A 21,878-nucleotide genomic window follows, 5' to 3' on the forward strand; every position below is an offset into this window, starting at 1 on the left:
CGATTTTTCTCCTTCCCCATGAGGCCTGCCGCGCTCCATCTGGATACTCTGGGCTTTTCGAAGGGCGCGCCTTGGCCGAATGGTTCGAAGCTTGGTTTGACGAGGACTATGCCCTGCTCTACGCCCACCGGGACGCGGAGGAGGCCCGCCGGGCCGTGGAACTGGCCCTGCGCCTGGCTCCGGAGCTGGCCGAGGGGCCCGTCCTCGACCTCGCCTGCGGCGCGGGCAGGCACCTCGGGATCCTGCGGCGGACGAACCCCGTGGGCTTCGGCATGGACCTCTCCCGGATCCTGCTCGGCCTGGCCCCTGCGGACCTGCGCCCCTGGCTGCTGCGGGGCGACATGCGGGCCCTGCCCGTGAAGGACGGCGCGCTGTCCGGCATCTGCCTCTGGTTCACCCCCTTCGGCTACTTCTCCGATTCCCAGAACCACACGCTGATGCTCCGCCTCGGGCAGCTGCTCCGCCCCGGCGGCGTGCTGGTGATGGACTACATGAATGCCGGCCAGGTGGCCCGGACCCTGGTGCCCGAGGACACGGTGGAGCGGGCGGGGGTGCGCGTCGTCAGCCGGCGGGCGCTCGAGGGCGACCGCCTCGTGAAGCACATGGAACTCACCCGGCTGGACACGGGGGAGCGCCGCCATGCCATGGAGAGCGTCCGCCTCTACCACCCCGCCGACCTCCAGGCCATGGCCCACCACGCCGGCCTCCGCCTCCGGAGCGTCCGCGGCACCTACTCGGGCGAGGCCTTCGCGGAGGACAGCCCCCGCTGGATCGGAATCCTCGAGAAGGCCCGGTAGCGGAAGGCGCCATAGCCTGCCCGCCCCTCCTCCGTCAGAATGGAGCTTTCCATTTGCAAGGAGCAGCCATGGGCTTCCAGACGGTGCGGGATCTCGATGTGAAGGGCCGCCGGGTCTTTCTGCGGGCGGACCTGAATGTGCCCCTGAAAGAGGGCCGCATCACGGACGCCACCCGCATCCGCGAGACCCTGCCCACGCTGAAGTGCCTGCTCGACGGCGGCGCCTCGGTGGTGTTGGCCTCCCACCTGGGCCGACCCGAAGGCAAGGGCTTCGAGGCCGCCTTCAGTGCCGCCCCCGTGGCCACCTGGCTCAAAGAGCAGGGCTTCGACTGCCGCCTGGCGAGCGATGTGAACGGCGCGGCCGTGGAGGCGGAGGCCGCCGCCCTGAAGCCTGGCCAAGTGCTGCTGCTGGAGAACCTGCGCTTCGAGAAGGGCGAGACCAAGAACAAGGAGGACTTCGCCGAGAGCCTGGCCAAGCTGGCCGACACCTATGTGAACGACGCCTTCGGCGCGGCCCACCGGGCCCATGCCTCCGTCAGCGGCATGGTCGGCCATTTCCCCAAGGACCGCGTGGCCGCGGGCTTCCTCATGGAAAAGGAACTGAAGGCCCTCGGCAAGGTCACCGAAAACCCCGACAAGCCCCTGGTGGTGATCTTCGGCGGCGCCAAGGTGAGCGACAAGATCGAGCTGATCCAGAACTTCCTCGGCAAGGCCGACGCCATCCTCATCGGCGGCGCCATGAGCTACACCTTCCTCAAGGCCCAGGGCTTCGAGATCGGCAAGAGCCTCTGCGAAGAAGACAAACTGGATTTGGCCCTGGAGCTGCTGAAGCAGGCCGAGGCCAAGGGCACCCGCCTGCTGCTGCCCCTGGATCATGTGGCCGCCACCGAGTTCAAGGAAGATGCCGGCTGCGCCATCACGGTGGATCAGAACATCCCCGCCGACCGCATGGCCCTGGACATCGGCCCGGAGACCGTCGCCGCCTACGCCGCCGAGATCCGCGCCGCGAAGACCCTGCTGTGGAACGGCCCCATGGGGGTCTTCGAGATGGCCTCCTACGCCAGCGGCACCCTGACCATGGCCGAGGAGCTGGCCGAAGCCGCGGACCGGGGCGCCTTCGTGCTGGTCGGCGGGGGCGATAGCGTGGCCGCCGTGAACAAGGCCGGGGTCGGCGCCCGCATGTCGCATGTCTCCACCGGCGGGGGGGCCAGCCTGGAGTTCCTCAGCGGCCTTGAGCTTCCCGGCGTAGCCGCCCTGTCGAAGTAAGGAGATCCATGCGCTGCGTCGTCGCCAACTGGAAGATGAACCTGACCTCGGACGAGGCGAAGGCCTTTTGCGAAGACCTGCTCGGGCGGTTCGCCCCCGGGGCCGGCACGGAGGCCGGCATCGCCCCGCCCTTCACCCTGCTGCACCAGGTGAGCGGGCTGGTGCGGTCGAAGGGTATCCAGGTCTTCGGGCAGAACGGGCACGCCGAACCCAAGGGCGCCTTCACGGGGGAGGTCTCCATGCCCCAGCTGCGGGACGCGGGCTGCTCGGGCGTGATCCTCGGCCACAGCGAGCGGCGGCAGCTCTTCGGCGAGACCGATGCGGCCCTGGCGAAGAAGGTCAAGGCCGCCTGGCAGTGGGACCTGCTGCCCCTGCTCTGCATCGGCGAGACGCTGGAGCAGCGCGATGCGGGCCAGACCCTGGAAGCGCTCGGCCAGCAGCTGTCCATCCTCGCCGAAACCGGCCCCGGGCCCCTGTGGGTGGCCTACGAACCCGTCTGGGCCATCGGCACCGGCCGCCGCGCCGAGGCCGCGCAGGTGCGCGAAGCCCACGCCTTCATCCGCACCGAGCTGCAGCGGCACCTGGCCGGCACCGAGTACCAGGTGCCCATCCTCTACGGCGGCAGCGTCACCCCGGAGAACTTCCCCGAGCTGCTCGGCATCCCCGAGGTCGCCGGTGGGCTCGTGGGCGGCGCCAGCCTCGATTCCAGGAAGTTCGCGGAGCTGGTGAGGCAGGCGGGCTGATCAGTCGGAATCCAGGAACAGCCCCGCCGCATCCATAGCCAGCCCCACCAGGCCAGCAGCGGTCAGCCAGTGGCCTAAGGCGTTCCCTTGCGGGCCGAACTCGTAGGCGGAGGCCGCGTGTTCCGGCAGGGTCACGGCATGGCGCTTGGCCTCTTTCAGCTCCTCGAGTTCCAGCTGCCGGGCGCGGTCGAGACCGCCGCCGGCGATGAAGGCCAGCACCCGCCGCAACTCATCCTGGTCGAACCAGAGGCCGTGTTTCTTGCAGACATCCAGAACGACTCCGGAGCGCCTGGCATAGTTCACCCGGTTCATGAACTGGCGGCAGACCGGGCAGGGGCGGTACTGGACCGACCCCAGCGCGACGGGGTGGGGTGTGACGGGCGCGGGCAGCGCGCCCAGCACGGTCCCCTGCCGCTCGCGGCTGACGCCCAGCTGCTCGAACACGGAGCGATCCAGCCACAGCCCTGCGCAGGCCCGGCACTCGCTGACCTCCAGCTCCCCGACCAGGGTGGTGGCCAGAGGCTTGGCGCAGGTGGGACAGGGTGCCGTCGCTGACACGCCGGCTTCCCTGGGTGCCATCGCCGCGCCGCACCCCGGGCAGTGGCTGGCCGACAGGGGCACCAAGGCGAAGCAGGCCGGGCAGGCCACCGTGGCCAGCTGGGCCTGGCAATAGGGACACTGCGGTGCATCCGGAGGCACCGGCGCCCCGCAGCCCGAACAGCGGAGGGTGCGGGCTTCCATCAGTCTTTCTTCGGCTCTGCGGGCGTGGGCTCCGGGCTTCGGTTGGGGAGATCCCCCTTCTTCGCGGCCGGGTCCTCATAGAAACGCTGGTCCGTGAGGCGCACCCACTGGAAGTGGGCCGACAGCTTCTGCACCACCACCCGGGCGAAGCCCTTGGCCTCCTCTTCCCGGATGCGGCCGTCGTCGTCCCGGGCACCGGGAGGGAGCGGATCCATGGCCTCGACCACCTCCACCGGCTCGACGGAGTCCACCCACAGCGGCTCGGGAACGCCCTGCCGCACCAGGCGGATCTGGGCCCTCACCACCTGGGGCCGGTAGCCCAGGCGATCCTGGGTCCGTTCCTGATGCATGGCGGCATGGCTGCCCACCCACAGGCCCCAGAACAGGCCGTCCACCACGCCCCAGCCCCGGTTGCCCGAGGCCGCGCTGATGGCCCCCACGGCGACACCGGTGGCCACGCCGATGGCGGCAGGGCTTGGTTGGCCCGAGGCCGGGGAGATGTCCCGGATGTCCACCTGCAGTTCGGCGGCCCCCACGGGAGGCTTCACGCCCTCGGGGATCACGACCACCCGCGTGGCCAGCCGGCCGCGGAGGGCCGAGGCATACTCCTGCTGGAACCCCTCCCGGTCGGCCAGGCGCTCGGGCAGGCTCACGGTCACGCTCACGGGCGGGGGGCTGATGCGGAAGGCCTCGACCTCCGGCCGAGTGCAGCCGAAGGCGAGCAGCAGGGGGAACAACAGCAGGGAACCGGAAAAGGGAGTGGGAGCGCGCCGCATGGGGACCTCCGGCCCCAAGTCTGGATGCCGCCTCGATCCCTGTCCAGGCTCCGATCCGGCAGAAGCGCTAGAATCGGAAGTCTTCGCGAGGCCGCATGCTCATTCTCTTCGCCCTTCCGGGCTCAGGCTTCAGCCACAGGCTCCCCCCCTCTCACGCTCGTCCGGCCGAATTCGGCCGCTAGAGGATCCTCATGCTCATTCTCATGGAACCCTCCGCCACGCCGGATCAGGTGGCCGAGGTGCTGGCCCTGCTCGAATCGGCGGGCATCCGCAGCCAGGTGAACGAAACGCCCGAGGCCCTCAGCATCGTGGCGCCGAACGCCTCCAAGGCCCTGAAGCCCGACCGCATCGAACCCATGGCCGGGGTGCGCCGGGTCGTGCCCATCACCAGCCCCTACAAGCTGGCCAGCGCGGACGCCGTGGCGGGCCGCACGGTGGTGGAGGTGCGCGGCGTGAGGATCGGCGGGCCGGACCTGGCCCTGGTGGGCGGCCCCTGCGGCGTGGAAAGCCGCGAACAGCTCTTCACCGTGGCCCGCTATGTGGCGGAGACCGGCGTGAAGCTGCTGCGGGCCGGCGCCTTCAAGCCCCGCACGAGCCCTTACGCCTTCCAGGGCCTGGGGCTCGAGGGCCTGCGCCTGCTGGAGGAGGTGCGCAGGGAATTCGACCTGGGCATCGTCACCGAGGCCACGGAGGTGGAGACCTTCGATGCCGTGGAGCGCAGCGCCGACATGGTGCAGATCGGCGCCCGCAACATGCAGAACTTCGCGCTGCTGCGCCGGGCGGGACGCTGCCACAAACCCGTGCTGCTCAAGCGCGGGCCGTCGGCCACGCTGGAGGAATGGCTCTATGCCGCCGAGTATGTGCTGGGCGAAGGCAACCGGAATGTCGTGCTCTGCGAGCGCGGCATCCGTACCTGGTCCGATCACGCCCGCAACACCCTCGATGTGAGCGTGGTGCCCGCCGCCAAGGCCCTCACCCACCTGCCCGTGATGGTCGATCCCAGCCACGCCACCGGGCGCCGCGACCTGGTGATCCCCTGCGGGCTGGCGGGCGTGGCCGCGGGCGCCGACGGCCTGCTGGTGGAGACCCACTGCAACCCGGAGAAGGCCCTCAGCGATGGCCCCCAGGCCCTGCTGCCCTCGGATTTCATCCGCCTCGTGGAACGGGCCCAGGCCGTGCATCGCGCGCTGCAGACCCCCAATCTCACGGGGCTCTGGATGTAGAAGGGCAGGCATGGCAGACTAGGAGGTTCGGAGTTTACATGAACGGCCTCGCCCTTGCGCTTCTGATCCTGTTCGGCGTCCTCCTCATCGGGGCGATCCTGCTGCAGCCCGGCACCAAGGGAGGCCTCGGCGCCTCCTTCGGCGGCGGCGGCGCGAACTCCGCCTTCGGCGCCCAGGGCGCCACGCCCTTCCTGTCCAAGGCCACCTACTGGCTGGCCGCCGGATTCCTCGGCACCACCCTGTTCATCGAGGTGCTGATCATCCGCGGCAACCGCTCGGTGCTGGACAAGATCGGCGACAAGCCCGCCGCCACCGTGCCCGCCCCGGCCCCGGCCGTCCCCGCCGCGCCCGTTCCGGCCCCGGCCCACGCGCCCGCCAAGCAGTAGCATCGTCACCGGGTCGGGGCTCGAAACGAGTCATTGACCGCGTTCGCGCTTTGAGTGAAGATGAATGTTCCGCGTGCCCGCGTGGTGAAATTGGTAGACACGCCATCTTGAGGGGGTGGTGGCCACAAGCCGTAGCAGTTCGAGTCTGCTCGCGGGCACCAAATCGAAACGAGCGCCCCCGGGCGCTCGTTTTTCGTTCCAGAGGCCGTCCCTCGGGCCCTAGCGGAACAGCTCCGTCAGCTTGATGCCGCCTCCCCCCTCGCTGCCCCCCGCCAGGACCACTTCGCCCGAGAGCAGGCGGGTCGCCGTGTGGCGATAGCGGGTGGTCAGCGAGGAAGTCAGCAGCGTGGCCTGGCCCCGGGCCAGGTCGATCACCTCGAGGGTGGCGGAGGCCAGGGAGCCCTCGCCGACCGTCCGTCCCCCGGCCAGCAGGACGCGCCCGTCCGTGAGGAGGGTCGCCGTATGGTGGCTCCGGGGCCGGAGCATGGCTCCCGCAAGGGTGAACGCGCCGGTGACAGGATCGTAGATCTCCAGGGAGGTGGACACATCCGTGTTCGGAAGGTCCGGCGTGGTGCCTCCGGCGATCAGGATCCGGCCATCGGGAAGCGGGGTGGCCGTGTGCCCGTACCGGGCCTGGGCCATGGCTCCCGTGGGAGAGAAGGTGCCCGTGGCGGGATCGAAGAGCTCGGCGGAGGCCCAGGTCAGTTCCTGGCAGCCGAAGAGGCAGGTGCTGTTCCTCCCGCCGGCGATGAGGAGCTTCCCGTTCGCGAGCCGGGTGGCCGTGTGGCCGGTGCGGGGTGATCCCATCGAGCCCGTGGCGGCGAATCCCCCCGTCGCCGGATCGAAGAGCTCGGCCGTGGCCACGGCCTGGATGTCGGATCCGGTGGCAGGCAGCCCCCCGGTCAGCAGGACGCGGCCATCCTCCAGCGCCTCGGCGGCATGCAGAAGGCGCGAGGCCGTCAGGGGCCCCACGGGGCGGACCCCCGTCCCGGCGTCATAGACCTGGGCCGTCGCCAGGGCCACGGAGACGGCTCCCGAGACCCCGACGCCGCCCGACAGCAGGACCCCGCCCCCGGGAAGAGGCGAGGCCTGATGGGCCCAGCGCCTGGCGCCAAGGTCCGCCGCCTGCACGAAGGTTCCGGAGGCCGGGAGATACCGCTCGAGCAGGCTGGATTCCATCCCCCCCGCCAGCAGGACGCTGCCATCCGGAAGCAGGGTGGCGCTGTGATCGAAGCGCGAGAACTGGGAGGACGGAGCGGTCGAAAGGGCCGCCTGGTAGAGGGAGACCCTCACGGGCACCTCGGCGACGGCTCCGGGAACCTGGCTGCTGGTGGCCCGGAGGTGGTAGGTCCCCGCCACCAGGGGGGCCTGATAGCGGCCGGTGGCGGTCACCAGGCCTCCCTGAGGCTCCACCACCGAAAAGGACGCCGGAACGGGACTCCCCTGTGCATTCTCCGCCCAGACCTGCAGGGCGCCGCCCACCTTGATGTCGGCGCTGGCGGGGAGGACCTTCAGCACCGCCGGCGCTGGCGCCCCGACGCCCCCGGAGCTGGAGGCTCCGCCGCCGCAGGCCCCCAGAAAGACCACGCCCAGGCCCGCGCCAAGAGACGCCAGCGCCGAATGAGGCCTCATGCGCATCGTTTTCATGGCTCCTCCAAGAAAAAAAAATTATTCTAAATGGGATCAGAGTTTCCGAATACCCCTCAGACACCCTGAGAAAGCCTCTTCTCCTGCCGGACCCAGGGCGGGCGAACCCGGGAATGGTAGGGTCTGGGGATGCCTTGGCCCGCCGCCCCTGACCTCCTCGCCCCCCTGGCCCCCTGGTTCGGCCGTGTGCGGCGGGACCTGCCCTGGCGGGCGACAGACCTGGATGCCCCGCATCCTGATCCCTATGCCGTGCTGGTGTCCGAGCTGATGCTGCAGCAGACCCAGGTGGCCACGGTGGTGCCCTATTTCAACCGCTGGCTGGCGCGGTTCCCCACGCCGCAGGCTCTCGCCGAGGCCGATGAGGACACCGTCCACAAGGCCTGGGAGGGACTCGGGTACTACCGTCGAGCACGCTTCCTGAAGGCCGCCGCGGTCTCCGTGGCCGCCGAGGGGTGGCCAGGGGACCTGGAGGGCCTGGCCCAGCTGCCGGGCCTCGGCCCCTACACCGCCGCCGCCGTGGGCGCCATCGCCTTCCAGTGGCCCGCGCCCGCCCTGGATGGCAATGCCTTTCGCGTGCTGGCCCGCCTGCTGCTGATCGAGGGCGATCCGAAGATCCGGGCCGCGGACCTTCGGACCTGGCTCGCCCCCGCCCTTGAGGCTCACGGCCCTTCCCGCCTGACGCAGGCGATCATGGAGCTGGGCGCCACGGTCTGTGCGCCGACGCCCGCCTGCGGCGCCTGCCCCCTGGCGGACGCTTGCGCCGCGCGGCAGGCGGAACGCACCGGGGAGATCCCGCCCGCGGGCAAGCGCGCGAAACCCAAAGAAAGCGCCATCTGGCTGGTGGCCATGGAGGCGGAGGGATACCTGCTGCTCCATGCGCCCGCGACCAGCGGGCTCCTGGCGGGCCTCTGGCGCTGGCCGACCATCGAGGCGTCGGAACTGGCCTCCCAAACCCCAGCCCCCGGCCTGGTCCCCATGCTGGCCTGGCCCGGCTGGACCCAGGTCTACACCCATCGCCGGGAGGCCGTGAGTCCCCTGCACCTGCGCCTCGGCACCCGGTTCCAGGCCGCCGAGGGGCTGCGCTGGATCCCGGCCGCCGACCTCTCCGCCCTGCCCCTCGGCCAGCGGGATCAGCGTCTTCGGGATCTGCTGGCCACGCCGGGGCAGACGCCCCTGGAGGCCCCGGATCCGGCCGCGCTCATCCGAGCCTGTGCAACCCTCTTGGGGTGATTCGCAGATCCAGGGGCGGCAGGCCCATGTCGCGCAGGGCCGCCTCGGCGGCTTCCCGACGGCCATCCTTGGCCACCAGCAGGCAGCAGCCGCCCCCCCCGGCACCGCAGGGCTTCATGCCCGCGTACCAGCCCTCGCGGCGGCCGCGATCCCGCACCGCGCGCATGGCATCGGTCTCCACCGCCGGGGACAGGTTCACCCGGGCCTGGCCTTCGCGTTCCAGCAGTGCGGCCACGGCGGCGGGATCTGCAGGCAGGACCGCCGCCATGTCCCAGGCGATGCCCCGGATGTCGGACAGGGCCTGCCGGGTCTGGACATCGCCCTCGATGAACCGCTTGTAGGCCTCCCAGTTGGTCATGCCCGAGTGGTGCGGCTTGCCGGTGTAGAACACCACCAGGTCCGCCAGCAGGCCCGGATGGGGTTCCAGCCGCTCCCAGCGCGGTTCGGGTCCATCCCAGTGGAGCGCCAGGGCGCCGCCCAGGGCGGCGGGATAGTAGTCCTGCCAGCCCGCCGGGGTTTGAAGCTCCCGACTTTCCAGGTCCCGCAAAATCGGTACTTTGCGAGCCAGACTTTCACCGGCCTCCTCTTCGAGAGCCGCCCCGAGCAGGCCCACGCCGAGGCAGGAGGACACGCCCAGTCCCGAGCCCTGGGGCACGGGGCTGTGGATGGCCACGGAGGCCGGCGGCGCGCCGGAGCCGTCCAGCACCCGCCAGACCCAGGAGAGGCCGGCGGGCGGTTCCGCTGGCCAGGTCTCGCAGGCCAAGTCGATCCCCAGGTCCCGGCTCCTGATCCGGTGGCCGGGGCCGCTGCGGTGGATCTCCAGCTCGATCCACAGGTCCACGGCGGCGTTCACCGTGAGGCAGCCGCCCATCATGGCGTAGATGGGCCACAGGTCGAGGGTGCCGCCCGCGAAGTCGATGCGGACGGGTACGCGCCAGGTTTCAGGGTTCATGGCGGACCGGGTCAAAGGCCCAGGTCGCTCAGTTCCTGCTGGGCGGTGCGGGCCTCGGCGCTGCCGGCGAATCCGTCCACCAGTTCGCGGAAGGCCTTCACCGCGGCGGGCTTGAGCCCCTGCTTGAGGAGACACTGGGCACGCTTGAGCTTGGCGGGCAGGAACTGGGGCGAGGCGGCGTGGTCCTTGATGATGCGATCAAAGGCCTGCTGGGCCTTGTCGAAGGTCCGCTGGTTGTAGTGGCAGAGGCCCAGGAAGAAGAGCGCATCGGGGCGCTTGGCGCTCTGCGGGTAGTTCTTCAGGAAGAGATCCAGGCCCTCGGCGGCCAGCGGGTAGTTGCCGCGGTTGTAGTCCAGCACCGCCGCGTTGAAGGCGCGTTCATCCTCGGAAGCCTGGGCCGCGGGCGTTGCGTCGGCCGCCGGCCGCGTCCCGCCCCGGGGCAGGCTGTTCAGGCGGTTGTTCAGCACCCGGGTGGTGTCCTGCACCTGGCGGAGGCTTTCCTGGAGGTCGGCCTGGAAGCGGCGATCCTGGCTCCGGGACTCCTGGGCGGCCTTCTGCTCCGCCTCGGAGCGCTTGTTGCCGTCCTCGACCTGCTGGCGGAGCTTGAAGACCTCGAGCTTGAGGTCGCCGACCTCCTGCTCGACGCGGCGGAGCTGGTCTTCGGATCCGCACCCGATGGCGAGAAGTGCGGTCAGGGCCGGAAAGAGCAGGGTGCGGGCACTCATGGGAACTCCGGGATGCACTTCATCCTAAACGAAAAGCGGGGGCCGTAGCCCCCGCTTCGCGTGATCAGGAACAGTTACTTGAGCTTGAACTCGGCGCGGCGGTTCTGGCTCCAGCAGGCTTCCTTGGCCTCGGTGCAGAGGGGCTTTTCCTTGCCGTAGCTGATGGTGGTGAAGCGGGCCTCGTCCACGCCCAGGGTCTTCAGGTAGGCCAGGGCGGCGGCAGCGCGGTGGTTGCCGAGCGCGAGGTTGTACTCGTTGGTGCCCCGCTCGTCGCAGTGGCCTTCGATCTCGAGCTTGGCGGCGGGGAAGGCCTTCATGAAGTCGGCGATGCCCTGGAGGGTGGCGCGGTCGCCTTCCTTGATGTCGGACTTGTCGAAGTCGAAGTGGATCATCTTGAGGGCGGCTTCGGCGGCCTTCTTGAAGGCAGCGGCCTTCTCGGCCTCGGCGGCCTTGCGGGCGGCTTCTTCCGCGGCGGCCTTCTCGGCGGCGGCCTTGCGGGCGGCTTCGTCGGCGGCGGCCTTCTCGGCGGCGACCTTGTCAGCGGCATCCTTGTCGGCCTTGGCCTTGTCCCAACCGTCGTACCAACCCTGCATCTTGTGGGGGTTTTCCTTGTCGTTCAGGTAGGGGTTGGTCGTGCGGGCCTTCCCGTCCTTGAACGCCTGGTAGCCCTCGTTGAAGGCCGCCTGGGTTTCCTGCTTGATCTGCTCGGCCGTCTTGGGCGGCTTGCAGGCGAGGCTGCCGAGGGTCAGCACGATCGCGGCAGGGACGAGGTAGGTTCCGTATCGCATGGGGTTGTTCCTCCTGGATAAGCCTGAGTATAGTTCGATGGAACTCAGGGAATCGTCATTATTTTTCATCTTGCGCGAGTCCATTTCGGACTTTGGCAGTTCGGGAGCTCCGTCATCCGCACCACTTGGCGGCCTGAGAGGTCGGTGGTGAAGATCTGCATCGAGCCAAAACGGTTACTTGTGAACACCAATCGGCGCTCATCCGGAGACCAGGCTGGCGACTCGGAAGTGCTTACGCCAGTGGTGATCTGGTAGGCCTTTCCTTCGCCTAGTTTATAGATGAAAAGATCGAATTTGCCCTCGAAACGCGAGACATAGGCCACCATGGCGCCGTTGGGACTCCAGGCGGGGCTGGCGTTGTAGGTGCCCTCGGCCGTCAGGCGGCGGAGGTTGGAGCCGTCATCCTGCATGAGGAACACCTGGGGGCCGCCTTCGCGGTCGGAGGTAAAGGCGATCTGCGTGCCGTTGGGGTTCCAGGTCGGCTCGGTGTTGATGCCGTTCCCGTCCGTCAGGCGCCGGGCCCGCCCCGTGCCCAGGTCGAGGATCATGATGTCGCTGTTGCCGCGGCGGTCGAGCTGCACGAAGGCCAGGCGCTTCCCGTCCGGCGACCAGACGGGCGTGGACACCATGCCGCCCGCGCCGCTGAGGGGATAGAGTTTCTCGTGGGCGCCGTCGCGGCGGCGCTGGCCCCAGATCTCGGGCGCGCCGCCCTTGTAGGTGACATAGGCCAGGCGGCCGTCCGAAGCCACCGTGGGCGACAGGGTGAGGCTGCCATGCCGCGTGAGCTGGACGAGGTTCGCTCCATCCCGGTCGATCTGGAACAGCTCCTTCACCCCCGGCGCCATCTGCCGCACGAACACCACGCGGCTCGAGGCGACGCCCCGCTCCCCGGTGAGCCGCGCCACCAGGTCGTCCGCCAGGGCGTGGGCCAGCCGCCGGAGGGGCACCAGCCGGTCGGCCTTGTAGGGCTTGGTGAAGACCGCCTTCTCAGCGGCGGTGTCCAGCGCCGAGGCGTCGAGCTGGAGTTCGCCTCCCGCCGCCCGCGTGAGCCGCACCGTCAGCAGCCACTGCGCGCCGGCCTCCTTCCAGGCCTTCGCGGGAGCGGCGTCGGCGGGCAGCCGCTCCTGCAGCACCGCGAACACGCCCGTCTCGTCCAGGTCGCGCTTGAGCACGGCCGTGAATTCGGTGGCCACGAGCCCATCCTCGATGCCGGTCAGCTTCGGCGCGGGCATGGCCAGCACCAGCTTAGCGCTGCTGGACGCGCTCAGCACCACCTCCGTCTGCTGGGCCGACAGGCCCAGGGCGGCGAGGGCGCAAAGGAAGGTCCGAATGAGGAATCGCGGCATGGCATCTCCGGGCCTGGGGGGCTTCCAGGTTATCAGATGGAGCGGGGCGGGCCGGAATCGGCCGGTGGAGCAGCTCCAACCAGGCTGCGGAGCAGCGGGACATTGGCTGGAGGAACACGAAGGCGCAGGATTTCAGCCGCGGTGAACCAGCCCCAGGCCAGCGACGTCCGTGGACGGCCCTCCGCCAGGACGCGGAAGGGATGCAGGCGCACGGCCCCCTCCAGGGGAGGTAGCGGCTCAGCCGCCAGGACCTTCATGTCCACCTCTTCCCGGAGTTCGCGCCTCAGGGCCTCGAGAAGCGGCTCGCCCGCTTCCGCTTTGCCGCCCGGGAACTCCCAGAGTCCCGGCAGAACCGCATTGGAGGCGGCTCGGCGCTGCAGAAGATAGCGGCCCTCCCGCTCCACCAGGGCCAGGGCCACTTCCGTCACTCGGGATCCTTGGCCAGACCCTCGGCATTCGCCAACTGGGCCAGGCGGTCCGCATAGTGCCGCCTCAGGGTCTCCACCCACACCAGCTTCAGCCGGCCATAGGCCGGGCGGAGGTCCGAGAGCACCCAGGCCTGCAGTTCGGCCACGCTGACGCAGCGATCCAGGCTGCGGCGCAACTCGTCGCGCAGGTCCTCGTCCACCCGCTGGAGCGCCGCTACGGGCGCATAGCTGATGCGGTGCACGCAGGACACGCCCAGCTCCAGGATGCGCGCCCGGTGCAGGGCCGTGCCGTAGCCCTTGTGCTGGCCGAAACCATAGCCCGGATGCTGCTCTTCCAGGCCGATCATCAGCGCATCGCGGTGGGCCTTGGCCAGGATGCTCGCCGCGCCGATGGCGCAGCTGACGGCGTCCCCGTCCACCACGAGCCGCTCGGGCAGGCCCGTCCTGGGGCCGCGGTTCCCGTCCACGAGCAGGAGGCGGGGCCGGATCGCCAGTTGGGCCACCGCCTGCCGCATGGCCATCAGGGTGGCCTCCAGGATGTTCTCCCGGTCGATGGCGAGCGGATCCACCTCGGCGATGCCGTAGGCCGGGAGCACGGACTTCAGCTCCGCCGCCAGGACTTCCCGCCGTTCGGGCTTCAGCTGCTTGCTGTCCCGAACGCTCCGCAGCACATGGCCCCACTTGTGGACCGTCTCCCCGTCCAGCACGGCGCAGGCGGCCACCACCGGCCCTGCCCAGGCGCCGCGCCCCGCCTCGTCCACGCCGCCCCAGGCCACGCCGGGAGGCACATTGCCGAGGTCCCAATCGAGCGGGTTGATCATGAACTCAGGCTAGCAGGCCGGAATCTGGAGGCTCAGCATTTCAGTGATTCCCAGGCGATGAGCCAAGTGTCCATCACGCCGCGGAAATGGCTCCGCGGCGGCCCGGGCTGGTAGATGGCCTGGATGGGGATGTGGGCCCACCGGAGCTTCCAGTCCGCGGCCTTCATGGCGATCTCCATCTCGATGGCGAAGCCCGACGAGCGCAGGTCCAGGCGATCCAGCACCTTCTTCCGGATCATGCGGTAGCCGCTCTGGCTGTCCTCCCAGGTGACGCCGGCGATGCGGCCCAGGGTCCAGGTTCCCAGGGCGTTGGTGCGCCAGCGTTTCGCCGGGATCCGGGCGCGGTCCTGGAGGCGCGATCCGATGAGGAAGTCCGCGTCCGGGTGGGTCGCCAGGTGGTCGAGGAAGCGTCGCAGGTCCGCGGGGGCATGCTGGCCATCCGCATCCAGGAAGAGGTAGAAATCGAAATCGTCAGACCGGAGGTGCGCGATGCCCGCACGGAGGGCCTGGCCCTTCCCGCCGCCCCGGCCGGGTTCGAGCCGCAGCACCTCGGCCCCGCCGGCGGCAGCCACGGCGCCGGTGCCGTCGCCGGAGCCGTCGTCCACGACCAGGATCCGGTGCAACCCGAAGGCCTGGAGCCCGGCCAGCACCGATCCGATGTGATCGGCCTCATCGTGGGCGGCGAGGATCGCGGCGATCCTCAACGGCGGGTTCCCGGTTTGACCGGCGCCGAGGGGAACGGCTGTCCGTAGGCCGCGACGAAGGTCGCGCGCTGAACAGCAGTCGCCCGGGGATCCGGCACCAGGCCGTGGCTGCGGTCGGGACTTTCCACCACCGGCACCCGCACCTCGAAGACCCGGCCCCGATCCGCGGCCAGCACGGTGGCCTTTCCTCCGGGACCCGGCTCGGCCAGCAGGCGCTGGGCCTCCCCCGAACTGGCGGTGCGCCAACCATCCACGGCGAGGATCTCCATGCCGAAGCTGAGGCCGGCTTTCGCCGCCGGACTGCCGGGGATGATGTTCTGCACGGAGGGTCCGTTGGCGGCCAGGACGAGGCCCGTCCAGGCCCGGGCCCGGCGCTGGGCCGCGGGATCCTTCGCCTCGGCGGCGGACAGGGACTCCCAGGGGGCCTTCGCCACCATGGTCAGGCCATACGCGCGGCGCAGAGGCGCGGGATCGAGCTCAGCCCGGCCGGAGATGTAGGCCCCCCAGAAGGGGGCGGGATCCTGGCCGGAGAGTTCCTGGAAGGCCCGCCGCACATCCGCATCGGTTAGGCCCTTCTCGCCGTGCCGGGCCCACAGCCTGGCGAAGAGCTCCGGCAGGCCTGCCTTGCCGCGGCTGCCGGCCCGGAGGGTCGCATCCATGAGCCAGGCCACCGCCTCGCCCTTGTCGTAGTAGCTGACGGAGCTGTTGGGGCTGAACTCGTGCTGCTTGTAGAGGCGGATCCAGGCGTCCCAGCTGGATTCCTCGAGGCTCTGCTCCAGCCGGCCCGGACGCTGCACCTGCTCGCTCCAGCAACGGGTCAGTTCCTTGGCGGCATGGCTCCAGGGCACCACGCCGGCCCGGAGGACGATGAGGTGCTCCATGTACGAGGTGAGCCCCTCGTGGAACCAGAGCATCCTCGTGGGGTTCTCGCGGCTGTAGTCGAAGGGGCCCAGGACGGGATCGTGCAGACGCTTTACATTCCAGGCATGGAAGAATTCGTGGGCCACCAGCTGGTAGAGGGCGTGGTAGCCCTCCGACTTGTCGAAGGCATGGCAGTCGGAGATGAGGCTGGTGCAATCCTTGTGCTCCAGGCCGCCCCGGAGCTTGGGCGTGAAGGTGAAGAGGAACACATAGCGCTTGAAGGGGAAGCCGCCGAAGATCGCGCCGGCCGCCTCGACGATCTTCTTCGTGGCTTCGGCGATGCGCCCCTCGTCGCCGTTGTGGTCGCCCGTGAAGGCCAGCTCGAATGCGGTGCCTCCGGTCTTGAACTGCCGGGTCCGGAATGTCCCCAGCTCGAAGGGCGAATCCACCAGCATGTCGAAGTCCCCGGCCGCGTAGACACCCCGCTTCTGCGGCAGTGCCGAAGCCACCTTCCAGGCGGTGGGGAAACCCTCGAAGCTCACCTCCACCGGCCGGTCCAGCTGGCCCTCCAGGTAGAGGAAGGTTGCGGCCGGGATGATCTGGGCGTGGGTGGCGTCCACATGGTTGGTGCGGACGGTGAGATCGTTGCCGTAGAGGCGGTAGCGGACCGTGAGCTCCCGCTTCGAGGCGGGCAGCTCCCAGCGCTGCTTGTCGAGCTTCTCCAGCGGCCATTCCCGGCGGCCCTCCACCCGGCGGACGCGGTCCACGAAGCGGGCGTAGTCCCGCACCAGGTAGGAACCCGGCGTCCAGGCCGGCAGCGCTGCCGTGGCGCCGGAGGCCACAGCCTCGGCGGGAAAGGTCAGCTCCACTTCAAACAGGTGCTGGGGCAGGTCCAGCGGACGGACGGTGGCCCGGATCGGGGTGAGCTTGGTCATGGTGCCTTCTCTCGGAGGTTCAACCCTGGACGCCGTGAAGCCAGCGGCGGGTCACCCAGCGGACTTCGCCGTCGGTGATCTGGTAATTCGGATCCCGGAGCTTCTCCTCGATGAGCGAGCCCACCAGGGAGGTGAACAGCAGCACCTCCTTGCGCGCCTGCTCCAGCCCCGTGCCGAACACATGGTTCATGAAGAGGCCCAGGGGGCTCAGGCCCCTCTCCACGAGGGGCATGAGGTCCCGGAAGCTGGAATCCGGCGAGGGCACCGCGATGGAACGGAGGATGAACCCGGTGAACTCCTGGCTCTCCTGCAGCAGGTCCAGGTAGGTCCGCGCCAGCCCTGTGCAGGCCGCGTCCACGGCCTCCGCGCCCTGGATCGGCGCCTGGAGGAAGGGCTCCACCATGGCCTGGATGCGCACAGCCATGGCGGCGAGCGACACCAGGCAGAGCTGGCGGAAGAGGCCCTCCTTGCTGCCGAAGTGGTAGTAGAGGGTCGGCTTCGACACGCCGGCCTCCTCCGCCACCTCCTTCACCTGCACCCCGTCATACCCCTTCGCCGCGAAGTGCGAAAGGGCCGACAGCAACAGCCGGGCCTTCAGATCGCCCTCGCCGCTCAGGCGCTCCAGGGCCGTCCGGAAGCTGCCCTGCGCGCCCACGCCCAGGGCTTCAGGACCGAAGACCGGCACCAACTCTTTCAGACCATGGTCGGGAACGGTGGACATGAGACTACCTCGGAGGTCCGTCCAGCATGCCACGAACCGCCTTACTGGGGGTTAAGGGACCTGTTGAGCCGATGACGCCCGGCTAGTGTTCAGTGCACCGCCGACCGCCAAGGCAGGGCCCCGATCACTTCGACCTCCCGGTCCAACCACCAGTCCATCCGGGTCGCCGCCGCCGCACCGAACCGCTCCTCTGCCAGGCTGCGGTAGACCTGTGCGTGGCCCGCCTCGCAGTGTTCCAGCTCCAGCAGGAAGGCCAGCCACGATTTGGGGCCCGGCGCCGGCTGGACGGCCCAGGCCCGCTCCAGCAGCCCCAACCGCTCACAGCTGCGGGCCTCGATGAGCGCGGCGATGAGCAGCTGATCCAGCAGCCCCTTCGAGGCCAATTTGTGGAGAGCCTGCGCGTAGGCGTTGCCGTGGTCGGGGCGGAGCTTCCACCCGAAGGTCTGGAGCGCCTCCAGCACGCGCCGGTAGTGGTTGAGCTCTTCTTCCGCCAGCCGAGCCAGCAGCACCGAGGCGCGGGGCATATCGCTGAGGTGCTGGGCCATGTTCAGGGCCGTCAGCGCAGCCTTCTTCTCGCAGTGGGCGTGATCGGACAGCAGGGCCTCAGGATCGGCCAGGGCGGCATCGGCCCAGGCGGCGGGCGTATCGGACCGGAGGGGCAAAGGAGGTTTGAATCCGTTCATGACCGCACTCCAGTGATGCCGTTCAGCCCGAGGGCGCAGGCGATGACCGCCCCGCCGGCGGCCAGCCTCGGCCAATCCACGGCTTCGCGGAACACGAGGCCGGAGGCCAGGATGGCCAGGGGGATCTTCATGTTGTTGAAGATGGCCAGCGTGCCGATGTCCGTCCGCCGGGCCCCGGCGTTGAAGAGGAAGAATCCCAGGCCCGAGGCCACCGCCCCGAGGTAGACGAGCACGCCCAGCTGGCGGGGGCTCATGCCGAGCACCTTCGCCCACGGAACGGAGGGTGCAGCCATCGCCACGGCCACCACGGAGGCCCCCAGGTAGAGCAGGCCCATGAGGTCGCGATCCCGCTTGCCCGATGTTGGAGCCACGCGGCGGTAGAGCACCTGGCCGAGGGCGAAGCACAGGTTGGCCGCCTGCATCAGCAGGAAGCCGCGCAGCATCCCGCCCCGCCCCAGGCCGGACCAGACGCAGATGCCCGTGCCCAGCACCGCCAGCCCGGCCGTGAGCAGGAACAGCCAGGACATCCGCCCCTCCAGCAGATCGCTGACCAGCGTGACAAAGAGGGGCGTGAAGATGGTGAACAGGGCGACTTCCGAGGGTCGAAGCCAGCGGTAGGACGCGATATAGAGCAAGTACATGAGCCCGAACTGCAGGGCGCCGATCCCGGCGAAGGCCAGCCTGCGCCAGGCGGGCATCCCCTTCACATCCAGGAAGGGGAGGAACACCAGCGCCGCCAGGACGGTCCGGGCCGCAGTCACGAACGGGGCCCCCAGGTCGCTCACCTCCGCCGTGAGGCCGAAGGAGAGCGCCCAGATGACCGAGACGATGAGCAGCAGGGACATGGCACTCCGCGGTAAAAGAGGCCTCAGTCGAGGCTGCGCCCCAGCTTTAGGAAAATCTCGCGCCAGGGCTCCGGCAGCGCCTCCACATCCCGGGCGATGGTGGCCTCGTCGCCCCGCGGAAAGGGGCCCGTGCGGCCCGCCGATCCCCGGAGGGCGACATTGCGCAGCGTGGCCTCCGCCAGCGGCAGCAGGCCCCGTCCCGGCAGGGCCACGCCCTGGGCCCTCAGCAGCGCCGCCGCCCCCAGCCAGAGCGTGGCCGCATGGCCCGAAGTGAGGACCGCCGCGGCGTGGTACAGGGGCTTCAGCTCCGCCGGCAGATCGAAGGCCGCGAAGCCCAGGTCGCCGAAGGCCCGGCGCAGGGCGTCCGGCACCGCGCCCGTGATGGCCAGGGGCGTACCCGTCCAGTCCCGGGCCTCCCCATCAAAGCTGGTGAGGGGATGGGCACAGGGCACCCCCGGCAGATGCAGGCTCCCGGCCAGATGGACGCAGCGCCCCGGGAAGGCCTTCGCCAGATCCTCCACCGCGCGATCCGGGACGGCCAGCACCACCAGCCCTTCCGGACGGGCCTCATGATCCAGCAGCGCTGCCCGCGTCCCCCAGGCCGCCGCCAGCGAGCGCCCCGCGTGGCCACGGCCCAGGATGGTGAATTCGAAGGTCATGGGGACAGTGTGGCGCAAATCGGCCTTCGGTCTTCAGTCTTCGGTCTTCGGTCTTCGACCTGGAGACCTCCTAGACTTTCCCCATGCCTCCTCCCTCCCCCGCCCCCTGGGCTCTGCCGCCCGATGTGCCGTGGCCGCGGTTCCTGAGGATGCTGCGGCATCCGGATCCTCCTCGGGGTTGGCTCGAGGCCGCGGCGGAACTCCCGGAGCTGAAGAAGCGCCCGCTGCTGCTGCGCTGGATCGCCCAGCATCCCAAGGCGCCCGCCCACCTGCGGTCGCATCTCCTGGCGCGGCTGCCCTGGCGGGCCCTGGCCGCGGTGGCGGCCGACGCGGCGGCCCACCCCCAGGCCCGCCAACAGGCCACGGAGAAACTCCAGCAGTTGTGGACGGCCATGACCACGGGGGAGCGCCGCAGCCTCGCTCTGCACGCTCCCCGAGCGCTCTGGCCTTTGATCTGGCGCACGCCCACCCTCAGCGTCCTCGGGTCGTTCCTCCAGCATCCCCGGCTGGGCCTCGAGCCCCTAGTGGCCCTCATCCAGGCACCCCTGCGCCCCACCCAGGCCGAGGCCCTGGCGGCCTCGCGCTGGCGGGAGGCCGTTCCCGTCAGCCAGCAGGTGCTCCTGGCCCTCGACCGCAGCCTCGCCCTGCCGGAATCAGGCTTGGTCCTGGGCCACGCGGCGCCGTGGATCCGGGCTCTGGATGAGGAGACCCGGCTCCTCGTCGCCAGCCGTCTCGTCACCCCGGCCCTGCGGCGGATGGTGCATCCGAACCGCGATCCCGGGTGGGACTAGCGGATCTTGGCGGCCCGCATCGTGGCGCGGGCCCGCTTCATTTCATACATGGCCAGGTCGGCCTGGTGGAGGAGCGCCTCTACCTCCCCGCCGTCTTCCGGGAAGACCACGGCACCCACGCTGGCGCTCAGATCGAAGGGCATGCCGTCGAAGGAGAAGGTTCCCTGGACCAGGTCGGCCAGTTTGAAGGCGAAGTCCCGGGCCGCGGCCGGATCCTTCACTGCCGCCAGGAGGATGCCGAACTCGTCGCCACCGAGGCGGGCGAGGGTGTCTGATTCCCGGGTGAGGGCCCGGAGCCGCTCGGCCAGAATCCTCAGGGCGGCATCGCCCGCCTGGTGGCCGTGCTCGTCGTTGATGCGCTTCAGACCATCCATGTCCACGAGGACGATGCCGAGCGAATGTCCGTGCCGCCGCGCCAGCTTCAGGCCCTGGTGCAGCCGGTCATAGAACAGCGCGCGGTTGCCCAGTCCCGTGAGGGAATCCCGCGTGGCACGCAGGAAGAGGTCCCTGGCCGTCTCCACCTGGGCGGAATAGCGGGTGGCGTGGACCAGGGCCGACGCCACCACCTCGGAGATCAGCTCGAGCGTCAGGAGATCCGCATCCTGGAAGGCGGCAGGCTGGGCCGACAGGACCTTGAGCACCCCCACCGTGAGGTCTCCATGGCGCAGGGGCACCACGATCATCGATCGCAGGCCCACCGAACGGCAGGCCTCCCGGTCCACCCGGGCGTCGGTTTCCGAATCCTCGCAGCGGAGCGGCACCCCCTGCTCCACGCAGAGCCCCGAAAGGCTGCCTTGGCGGGCCAGCCGCAAGCCCAGCTGGCGCTCGGCGATCCCCGAGGCGGCCCGGTAGACCATCTCCTCGCCTTCCGCCAACTCCACCGCGGCCCCGGAACCTCCCGTGAGGATCTGGGCCAGGAGCGCGACCCGTTCGATCACCACGGAGAGATCCAGACCGACCTTGGCGATCTCCGTCTGGAAACGGATGATGCCCAGCAGCCGCTCCGGGGGCAGGCCGGCGGCGGGATCGGCAATCAGGTGGCTGGGAAGCAGGGAGGACATGGGGATTCTCCTGGGCCTAGCAGCGTTTCAGCACTTCCGTCACGCAGCGCTCGATGCCGATCCAGACATCGCTCAGCTTCGCGTCGTCGAACATGTAGGCGGGGGTGGTGACGAGCTTGTGGGTCTCGTCAATGACGATCTCCCGGGCATTCGGAGTGTCCTTGGGGTGGTGGCCGAGGATCCGCATGGCCTCGTCGCAGCCGGCATCGTTGCCCAGGGTGAGTTCGGCGGATCCCCGCCCGGACAGCGCCAGGGCCACCAGGGCCGGCGCGATGCAGATGGCCCCCACCGGCTTGCCGGCATCGAAGAATCCTCGGATGAAGGCCGCCACATCGGGCCGCACCTCGGCTTCCGCACCCTTGATGGCAAAGGTGCAGTGGTTCTTGGCCACGCCGTAGCCGCCCGGCATCACCAGCGCATCGTAGTCGCCGGCCCTGGCCGAAGCCAGGTCCAAGCACTGGCCCGCGCGCGCAATGCGGCTGGCCTCCTCCAGGATGTTGCGCCGGGCGCCGGCCACGGGCCGGCCGGTGGCATGGTCGACGACATGGTACTGGTCCGCGTTGGGTGCGATGCACTGGAAGGAAGCGCCGTGCTGATCCAGTGCCAGCAGGGCCAGCACCGCCTCGCGCACTTCCGCGCCGTCGAGGTGGCCACAGCCCGCCAGCAGCACCGCGACCTTCGGCGTCTTTGCCATGGGAACCTCCTGGGTTTCCCCGATTATCCATGGAAAGCAAGGGCCGGCCGCAGAGA

General features: G+C 69.8%; 24 protein-coding genes and 1 tRNA gene. 8 read left to right on the forward strand and 17 right to left on the reverse strand.

Annotated features, from left to right (window positions below; translation table 11 throughout):
• The first annotated feature begins 71 nt into the window (after positions 1–71).
• The 3 genes from QUD34_RS09740 (at position 72) to tpiA (ending at position 2,805) form a co-directional block, all read left to right on the forward strand.
• The gene (locus QUD34_RS09740) at positions 72–797 is read left to right on the forward strand and encodes a methyltransferase domain-containing protein (protein ID WP_286353505.1); all 726 of its coding nucleotides are present in this window, start codon (positions 72–74) and stop codon (positions 795–797) included.
• A 68-nt stretch (positions 798–865) separates the two neighbouring features.
• On the forward strand, positions 866–2,062 hold the full coding sequence (locus QUD34_RS09745) for a phosphoglycerate kinase (protein ID WP_286353506.1): 1,197 nt from the start codon (positions 866–868) through the stop codon (positions 2,060–2,062).
• 8 nt (positions 2,063–2,070) lie between these two features.
• Positions 2,071–2,805: a triose-phosphate isomerase gene (gene tpiA, locus QUD34_RS09750; RefSeq protein WP_286353507.1), complete on the forward strand. Its 735-nt coding sequence runs from the start codon at positions 2,071–2,073 to the stop codon at positions 2,803–2,805.
• On the opposite strand, the gene QUD34_RS09755 is transcribed toward tpiA, so the two are convergent.
• On the reverse strand, positions 2,806–3,546 hold the full coding sequence (locus QUD34_RS09755) for a zinc ribbon domain-containing protein (RefSeq protein ID WP_286353508.1): 741 nt from the start codon (positions 3,544–3,546) through the stop codon (positions 2,806–2,808).
• Positions 3,546–4,322, reverse strand: a complete 777-nt coding sequence (locus QUD34_RS09760) for a hypothetical protein (protein WP_286353509.1) — start codon at positions 4,320–4,322, stop codon at positions 3,546–3,548. The genes QUD34_RS09755 and QUD34_RS09760 overlap by 1 nt, the downstream gene beginning before the upstream one ends.
• Before the next feature lie 191 nt (positions 4,323–4,513).
• On the opposite strand from QUD34_RS09760, the gene aroF reads away from it, so the two are divergent.
• The 3 genes from aroF (at position 4,514) to QUD34_RS09775 (ending at position 6,092) form a co-directional block, all read left to right on the forward strand.
• Positions 4,514–5,545 carry a 3-deoxy-7-phosphoheptulonate synthase gene (gene aroF / locus QUD34_RS09765; protein ID WP_286353510.1) on the forward strand — a complete coding sequence of 344 codons (1,032 nt, stop codon included), beginning with the start codon at positions 4,514–4,516 and terminating at the stop codon, positions 5,543–5,545.
• Between the two features lie 38 nt (positions 5,546–5,583).
• A complete protein-coding gene (gene secG / locus QUD34_RS09770; RefSeq protein ID WP_286353511.1) occupies positions 5,584–5,931 on the forward strand; it encodes a preprotein translocase subunit SecG in 348 nt (115 codons plus the stop codon).
• Positions 5,932–6,006: 75 nt separating this feature from the next.
• Positions 6,007–6,092, forward strand: a tRNA-Leu gene (locus tag QUD34_RS09775).
• A 58-nt stretch (positions 6,093–6,150) separates the two neighbouring features.
• Here the strand turns inward: QUD34_RS09775 and QUD34_RS09780 are convergent.
• Positions 6,151–7,578 carry a Kelch repeat-containing protein gene (locus QUD34_RS09780; protein WP_286353512.1) on the reverse strand — a complete coding sequence of 476 codons (1,428 nt, stop codon included), beginning with the start codon at positions 7,576–7,578 and terminating at the stop codon, positions 6,151–6,153.
• Between the two features lie 129 nt (positions 7,579–7,707).
• Here QUD34_RS09780 and QUD34_RS09785 point away from each other — a divergent pair, with 129 nt between their 5' ends.
• Positions 7,708–8,808 (forward strand): A/G-specific adenine glycosylase, encoded by a 1,101-nt coding sequence (locus tag QUD34_RS09785; RefSeq protein ID WP_286353513.1) that lies wholly within the window; start codon positions 7,708–7,710, stop codon positions 8,806–8,808.
• On the opposite strand, the gene QUD34_RS09790 is transcribed toward QUD34_RS09785, so the two are convergent.
• The 12 genes from QUD34_RS09790 to QUD34_RS09845 form a co-directional block, all read right to left on the reverse strand.
• Entirely contained in the window at positions 8,777–9,760 is a 984-nt protein-coding gene (locus tag QUD34_RS09790; protein ID WP_286353514.1) for a GHMP family kinase ATP-binding protein, read from the reverse strand. The genes QUD34_RS09785 and QUD34_RS09790 overlap by 32 nt on opposite strands.
• A gap of 11 nt (positions 9,761–9,771) precedes the next feature.
• The gene (locus tag QUD34_RS09795; protein ID WP_286353515.1) at positions 9,772–10,485 is read right to left on the reverse strand and encodes a tetratricopeptide repeat protein; all 714 of its coding nucleotides are present in this window, start codon (positions 10,483–10,485) and stop codon (positions 9,772–9,774) included.
• A gap of 74 nt (positions 10,486–10,559) precedes the next feature.
• The gene (gene pal, locus QUD34_RS09800) at positions 10,560–11,273 is read right to left on the reverse strand and encodes a peptidoglycan-associated lipoprotein Pal (protein WP_286353516.1); all 714 of its coding nucleotides are present in this window, start codon (positions 11,271–11,273) and stop codon (positions 10,560–10,562) included.
• Positions 11,274–11,338: 65 nt separating this feature from the next.
• A complete protein-coding gene (locus QUD34_RS09805) occupies positions 11,339–12,619 on the reverse strand; it encodes a beta-propeller domain-containing protein (RefSeq protein WP_286353517.1) in 1,281 nt (426 codons plus the stop codon).
• Positions 12,620–12,651: 32 nt separating this feature from the next.
• Positions 12,652–13,047, reverse strand: a complete 396-nt coding sequence (locus QUD34_RS09810; RefSeq protein WP_286353518.1) for an NUDIX domain-containing protein — start codon at positions 13,045–13,047, stop codon at positions 12,652–12,654.
• Positions 13,044–13,868 carry a ribonuclease HII gene (rnhB, locus tag QUD34_RS09815; RefSeq protein ID WP_286353519.1) on the reverse strand — a complete coding sequence of 275 codons (825 nt, stop codon included), beginning with the start codon at positions 13,866–13,868 and terminating at the stop codon, positions 13,044–13,046. Before rnhB ends, QUD34_RS09810 begins: the two co-directional genes overlap by 4 nt.
• 32 nt (positions 13,869–13,900) lie before the next feature.
• Complete coding sequence (locus tag QUD34_RS09820; protein WP_286353520.1) at positions 13,901–14,572, reverse strand: glycosyltransferase family 2 protein; 672 nt, start codon at positions 14,570–14,572, stop codon at positions 13,901–13,903.
• Positions 14,569–16,368 (reverse strand): M61 family metallopeptidase, encoded by a 1,800-nt coding sequence (locus QUD34_RS09825; protein ID WP_286353521.1) that lies wholly within the window; start codon positions 16,366–16,368, stop codon positions 14,569–14,571. Before QUD34_RS09825 ends, QUD34_RS09820 begins: the two co-directional genes overlap by 4 nt.
• Before the next feature lie 19 nt (positions 16,369–16,387).
• Entirely contained in the window at positions 16,388–17,089 is a 702-nt protein-coding gene (locus QUD34_RS09830) for a TetR/AcrR family transcriptional regulator (protein WP_286353522.1), read from the reverse strand.
• A gap of 89 nt (positions 17,090–17,178) precedes the next feature.
• Positions 17,179–17,772: a tRNA isopentenyl-2-thiomethyl-A-37 hydroxylase MiaE gene (miaE, locus tag QUD34_RS09835; RefSeq protein WP_286353523.1), complete on the reverse strand. Its 594-nt coding sequence runs from the start codon at positions 17,770–17,772 to the stop codon at positions 17,179–17,181.
• Entirely contained in the window at positions 17,769–18,617 is an 849-nt protein-coding gene (locus QUD34_RS09840) for an EamA family transporter (RefSeq protein WP_286353524.1), read from the reverse strand. Before QUD34_RS09840 ends, miaE begins: the two co-directional genes overlap by 4 nt.
• A 23-nt stretch (positions 18,618–18,640) precedes the next feature.
• A complete protein-coding gene (locus tag QUD34_RS09845; RefSeq protein WP_286353525.1) occupies positions 18,641–19,294 on the reverse strand; it encodes a DUF2520 domain-containing protein in 654 nt (217 codons plus the stop codon).
• A gap of 65 nt (positions 19,295–19,359) precedes the next feature.
• Between QUD34_RS09845 and QUD34_RS09850 the strand changes: the two genes are divergently transcribed.
• Positions 19,360–20,067 carry a hypothetical protein gene (locus QUD34_RS09850; protein WP_286353526.1) on the forward strand — a complete coding sequence of 236 codons (708 nt, stop codon included), beginning with the start codon at positions 19,360–19,362 and terminating at the stop codon, positions 20,065–20,067.
• Here the strand turns inward: QUD34_RS09850 and QUD34_RS09855 are convergent.
• Positions 20,064–21,128, reverse strand: coding sequence for a sensor domain-containing diguanylate cyclase (locus QUD34_RS09855; RefSeq protein WP_286353527.1), 1,065 nt, complete (start codon positions 21,126–21,128; stop codon positions 20,064–20,066). The genes QUD34_RS09850 and QUD34_RS09855 overlap by 4 nt on opposite strands.
• Positions 21,129–21,144: 16 nt before the next feature.
• Positions 21,145–21,822, reverse strand: coding sequence for an isoprenoid biosynthesis glyoxalase ElbB (gene elbB, locus QUD34_RS09860; protein WP_286353528.1), 678 nt, complete (start codon positions 21,820–21,822; stop codon positions 21,145–21,147).
• Positions 21,823–21,878 lie beyond the last annotated feature (56 nt).

Origin of the sequence: Geothrix oryzae (assembly GCF_030295385.1) — a bacterium.
GTDB lineage: Bacteria > Acidobacteriota > Holophagae > Holophagales > Holophagaceae > Geothrix > Geothrix oryzae.

Coding starts and splice junctions, on each gene's coding strand:
- QUD34_RS09830 (WP_286353522.1), bottom strand. CDS start 17,089: ATGTCCACCGTTCCCGACCATGGTCTGAAAGAGTTGGTGCCGGTCTTC.
- elbB (WP_286353528.1), bottom strand. CDS start 21,822: ATGGCAAAGACGCCGAAGGTCGCGGTGCTGCTGGCGGGCTGTGGCCAC.
- rnhB (WP_286353519.1), bottom strand. CDS start 13,868: ATGATCAACCCGCTCGATTGGGACCTCGGCAATGTGCCTCCCGGCGTG.
- miaE (WP_286353523.1), bottom strand. CDS start 17,772: ATGAACGGATTCAAACCTCCTTTGCCCCTCCGGTCCGATACGCCCGCC.
- pal (WP_286353516.1), bottom strand. CDS start 11,273: ATGCGATACGGAACCTACCTCGTCCCTGCCGCGATCGTGCTGACCCTC.
- secG (WP_286353511.1), top strand. CDS start 5,584: ATGAACGGCCTCGCCCTTGCGCTTCTGATCCTGTTCGGCGTCCTCCTC.
- QUD34_RS09790 (WP_286353514.1), bottom strand. CDS start 9,760: ATGAACCCTGAAACCTGGCGCGTACCCGTCCGCATCGACTTCGCGGGC.
- QUD34_RS09795 (WP_286353515.1), bottom strand. CDS start 10,485: ATGAGTGCCCGCACCCTGCTCTTTCCGGCCCTGACCGCACTTCTCGCC.
- QUD34_RS09785 (WP_286353513.1), top strand. CDS start 7,708: ATGCCTTGGCCCGCCGCCCCTGACCTCCTCGCCCCCCTGGCCCCCTGG.
- QUD34_RS09755 (WP_286353508.1), bottom strand. CDS start 3,546: ATGGAAGCCCGCACCCTCCGCTGTTCGGGCTGCGGGGCGCCGGTGCCT.
- QUD34_RS09840 (WP_286353524.1), bottom strand. CDS start 18,617: ATGTCCCTGCTGCTCATCGTCTCGGTCATCTGGGCGCTCTCCTTCGGC.
- QUD34_RS09825 (WP_286353521.1), bottom strand. CDS start 16,368: ATGACCAAGCTCACCCCGATCCGGGCCACCGTCCGTCCGCTGGACCTG.
- tpiA (WP_286353507.1), top strand. CDS start 2,071: ATGCGCTGCGTCGTCGCCAACTGGAAGATGAACCTGACCTCGGACGAG.
- QUD34_RS09850 (WP_286353526.1), top strand. CDS start 19,360: ATGCCTCCTCCCTCCCCCGCCCCCTGGGCTCTGCCGCCCGATGTGCCG.
- QUD34_RS09760 (WP_286353509.1), bottom strand. CDS start 4,322: ATGCGGCGCGCTCCCACTCCCTTTTCCGGTTCCCTGCTGTTGTTCCCC.
- QUD34_RS09745 (WP_286353506.1), top strand. CDS start 866: ATGGGCTTCCAGACGGTGCGGGATCTCGATGTGAAGGGCCGCCGGGTC.
- QUD34_RS09805 (WP_286353517.1), bottom strand. CDS start 12,619: ATGCCGCGATTCCTCATTCGGACCTTCCTTTGCGCCCTCGCCGCCCTG.
- aroF (WP_286353510.1), top strand. CDS start 4,514: ATGCTCATTCTCATGGAACCCTCCGCCACGCCGGATCAGGTGGCCGAG.
- QUD34_RS09855 (WP_286353527.1), bottom strand. CDS start 21,128: ATGTCCTCCCTGCTTCCCAGCCACCTGATTGCCGATCCCGCCGCCGGC.
- QUD34_RS09780 (WP_286353512.1), bottom strand. CDS start 7,578: ATGAAAACGATGCGCATGAGGCCTCATTCGGCGCTGGCGTCTCTTGGC.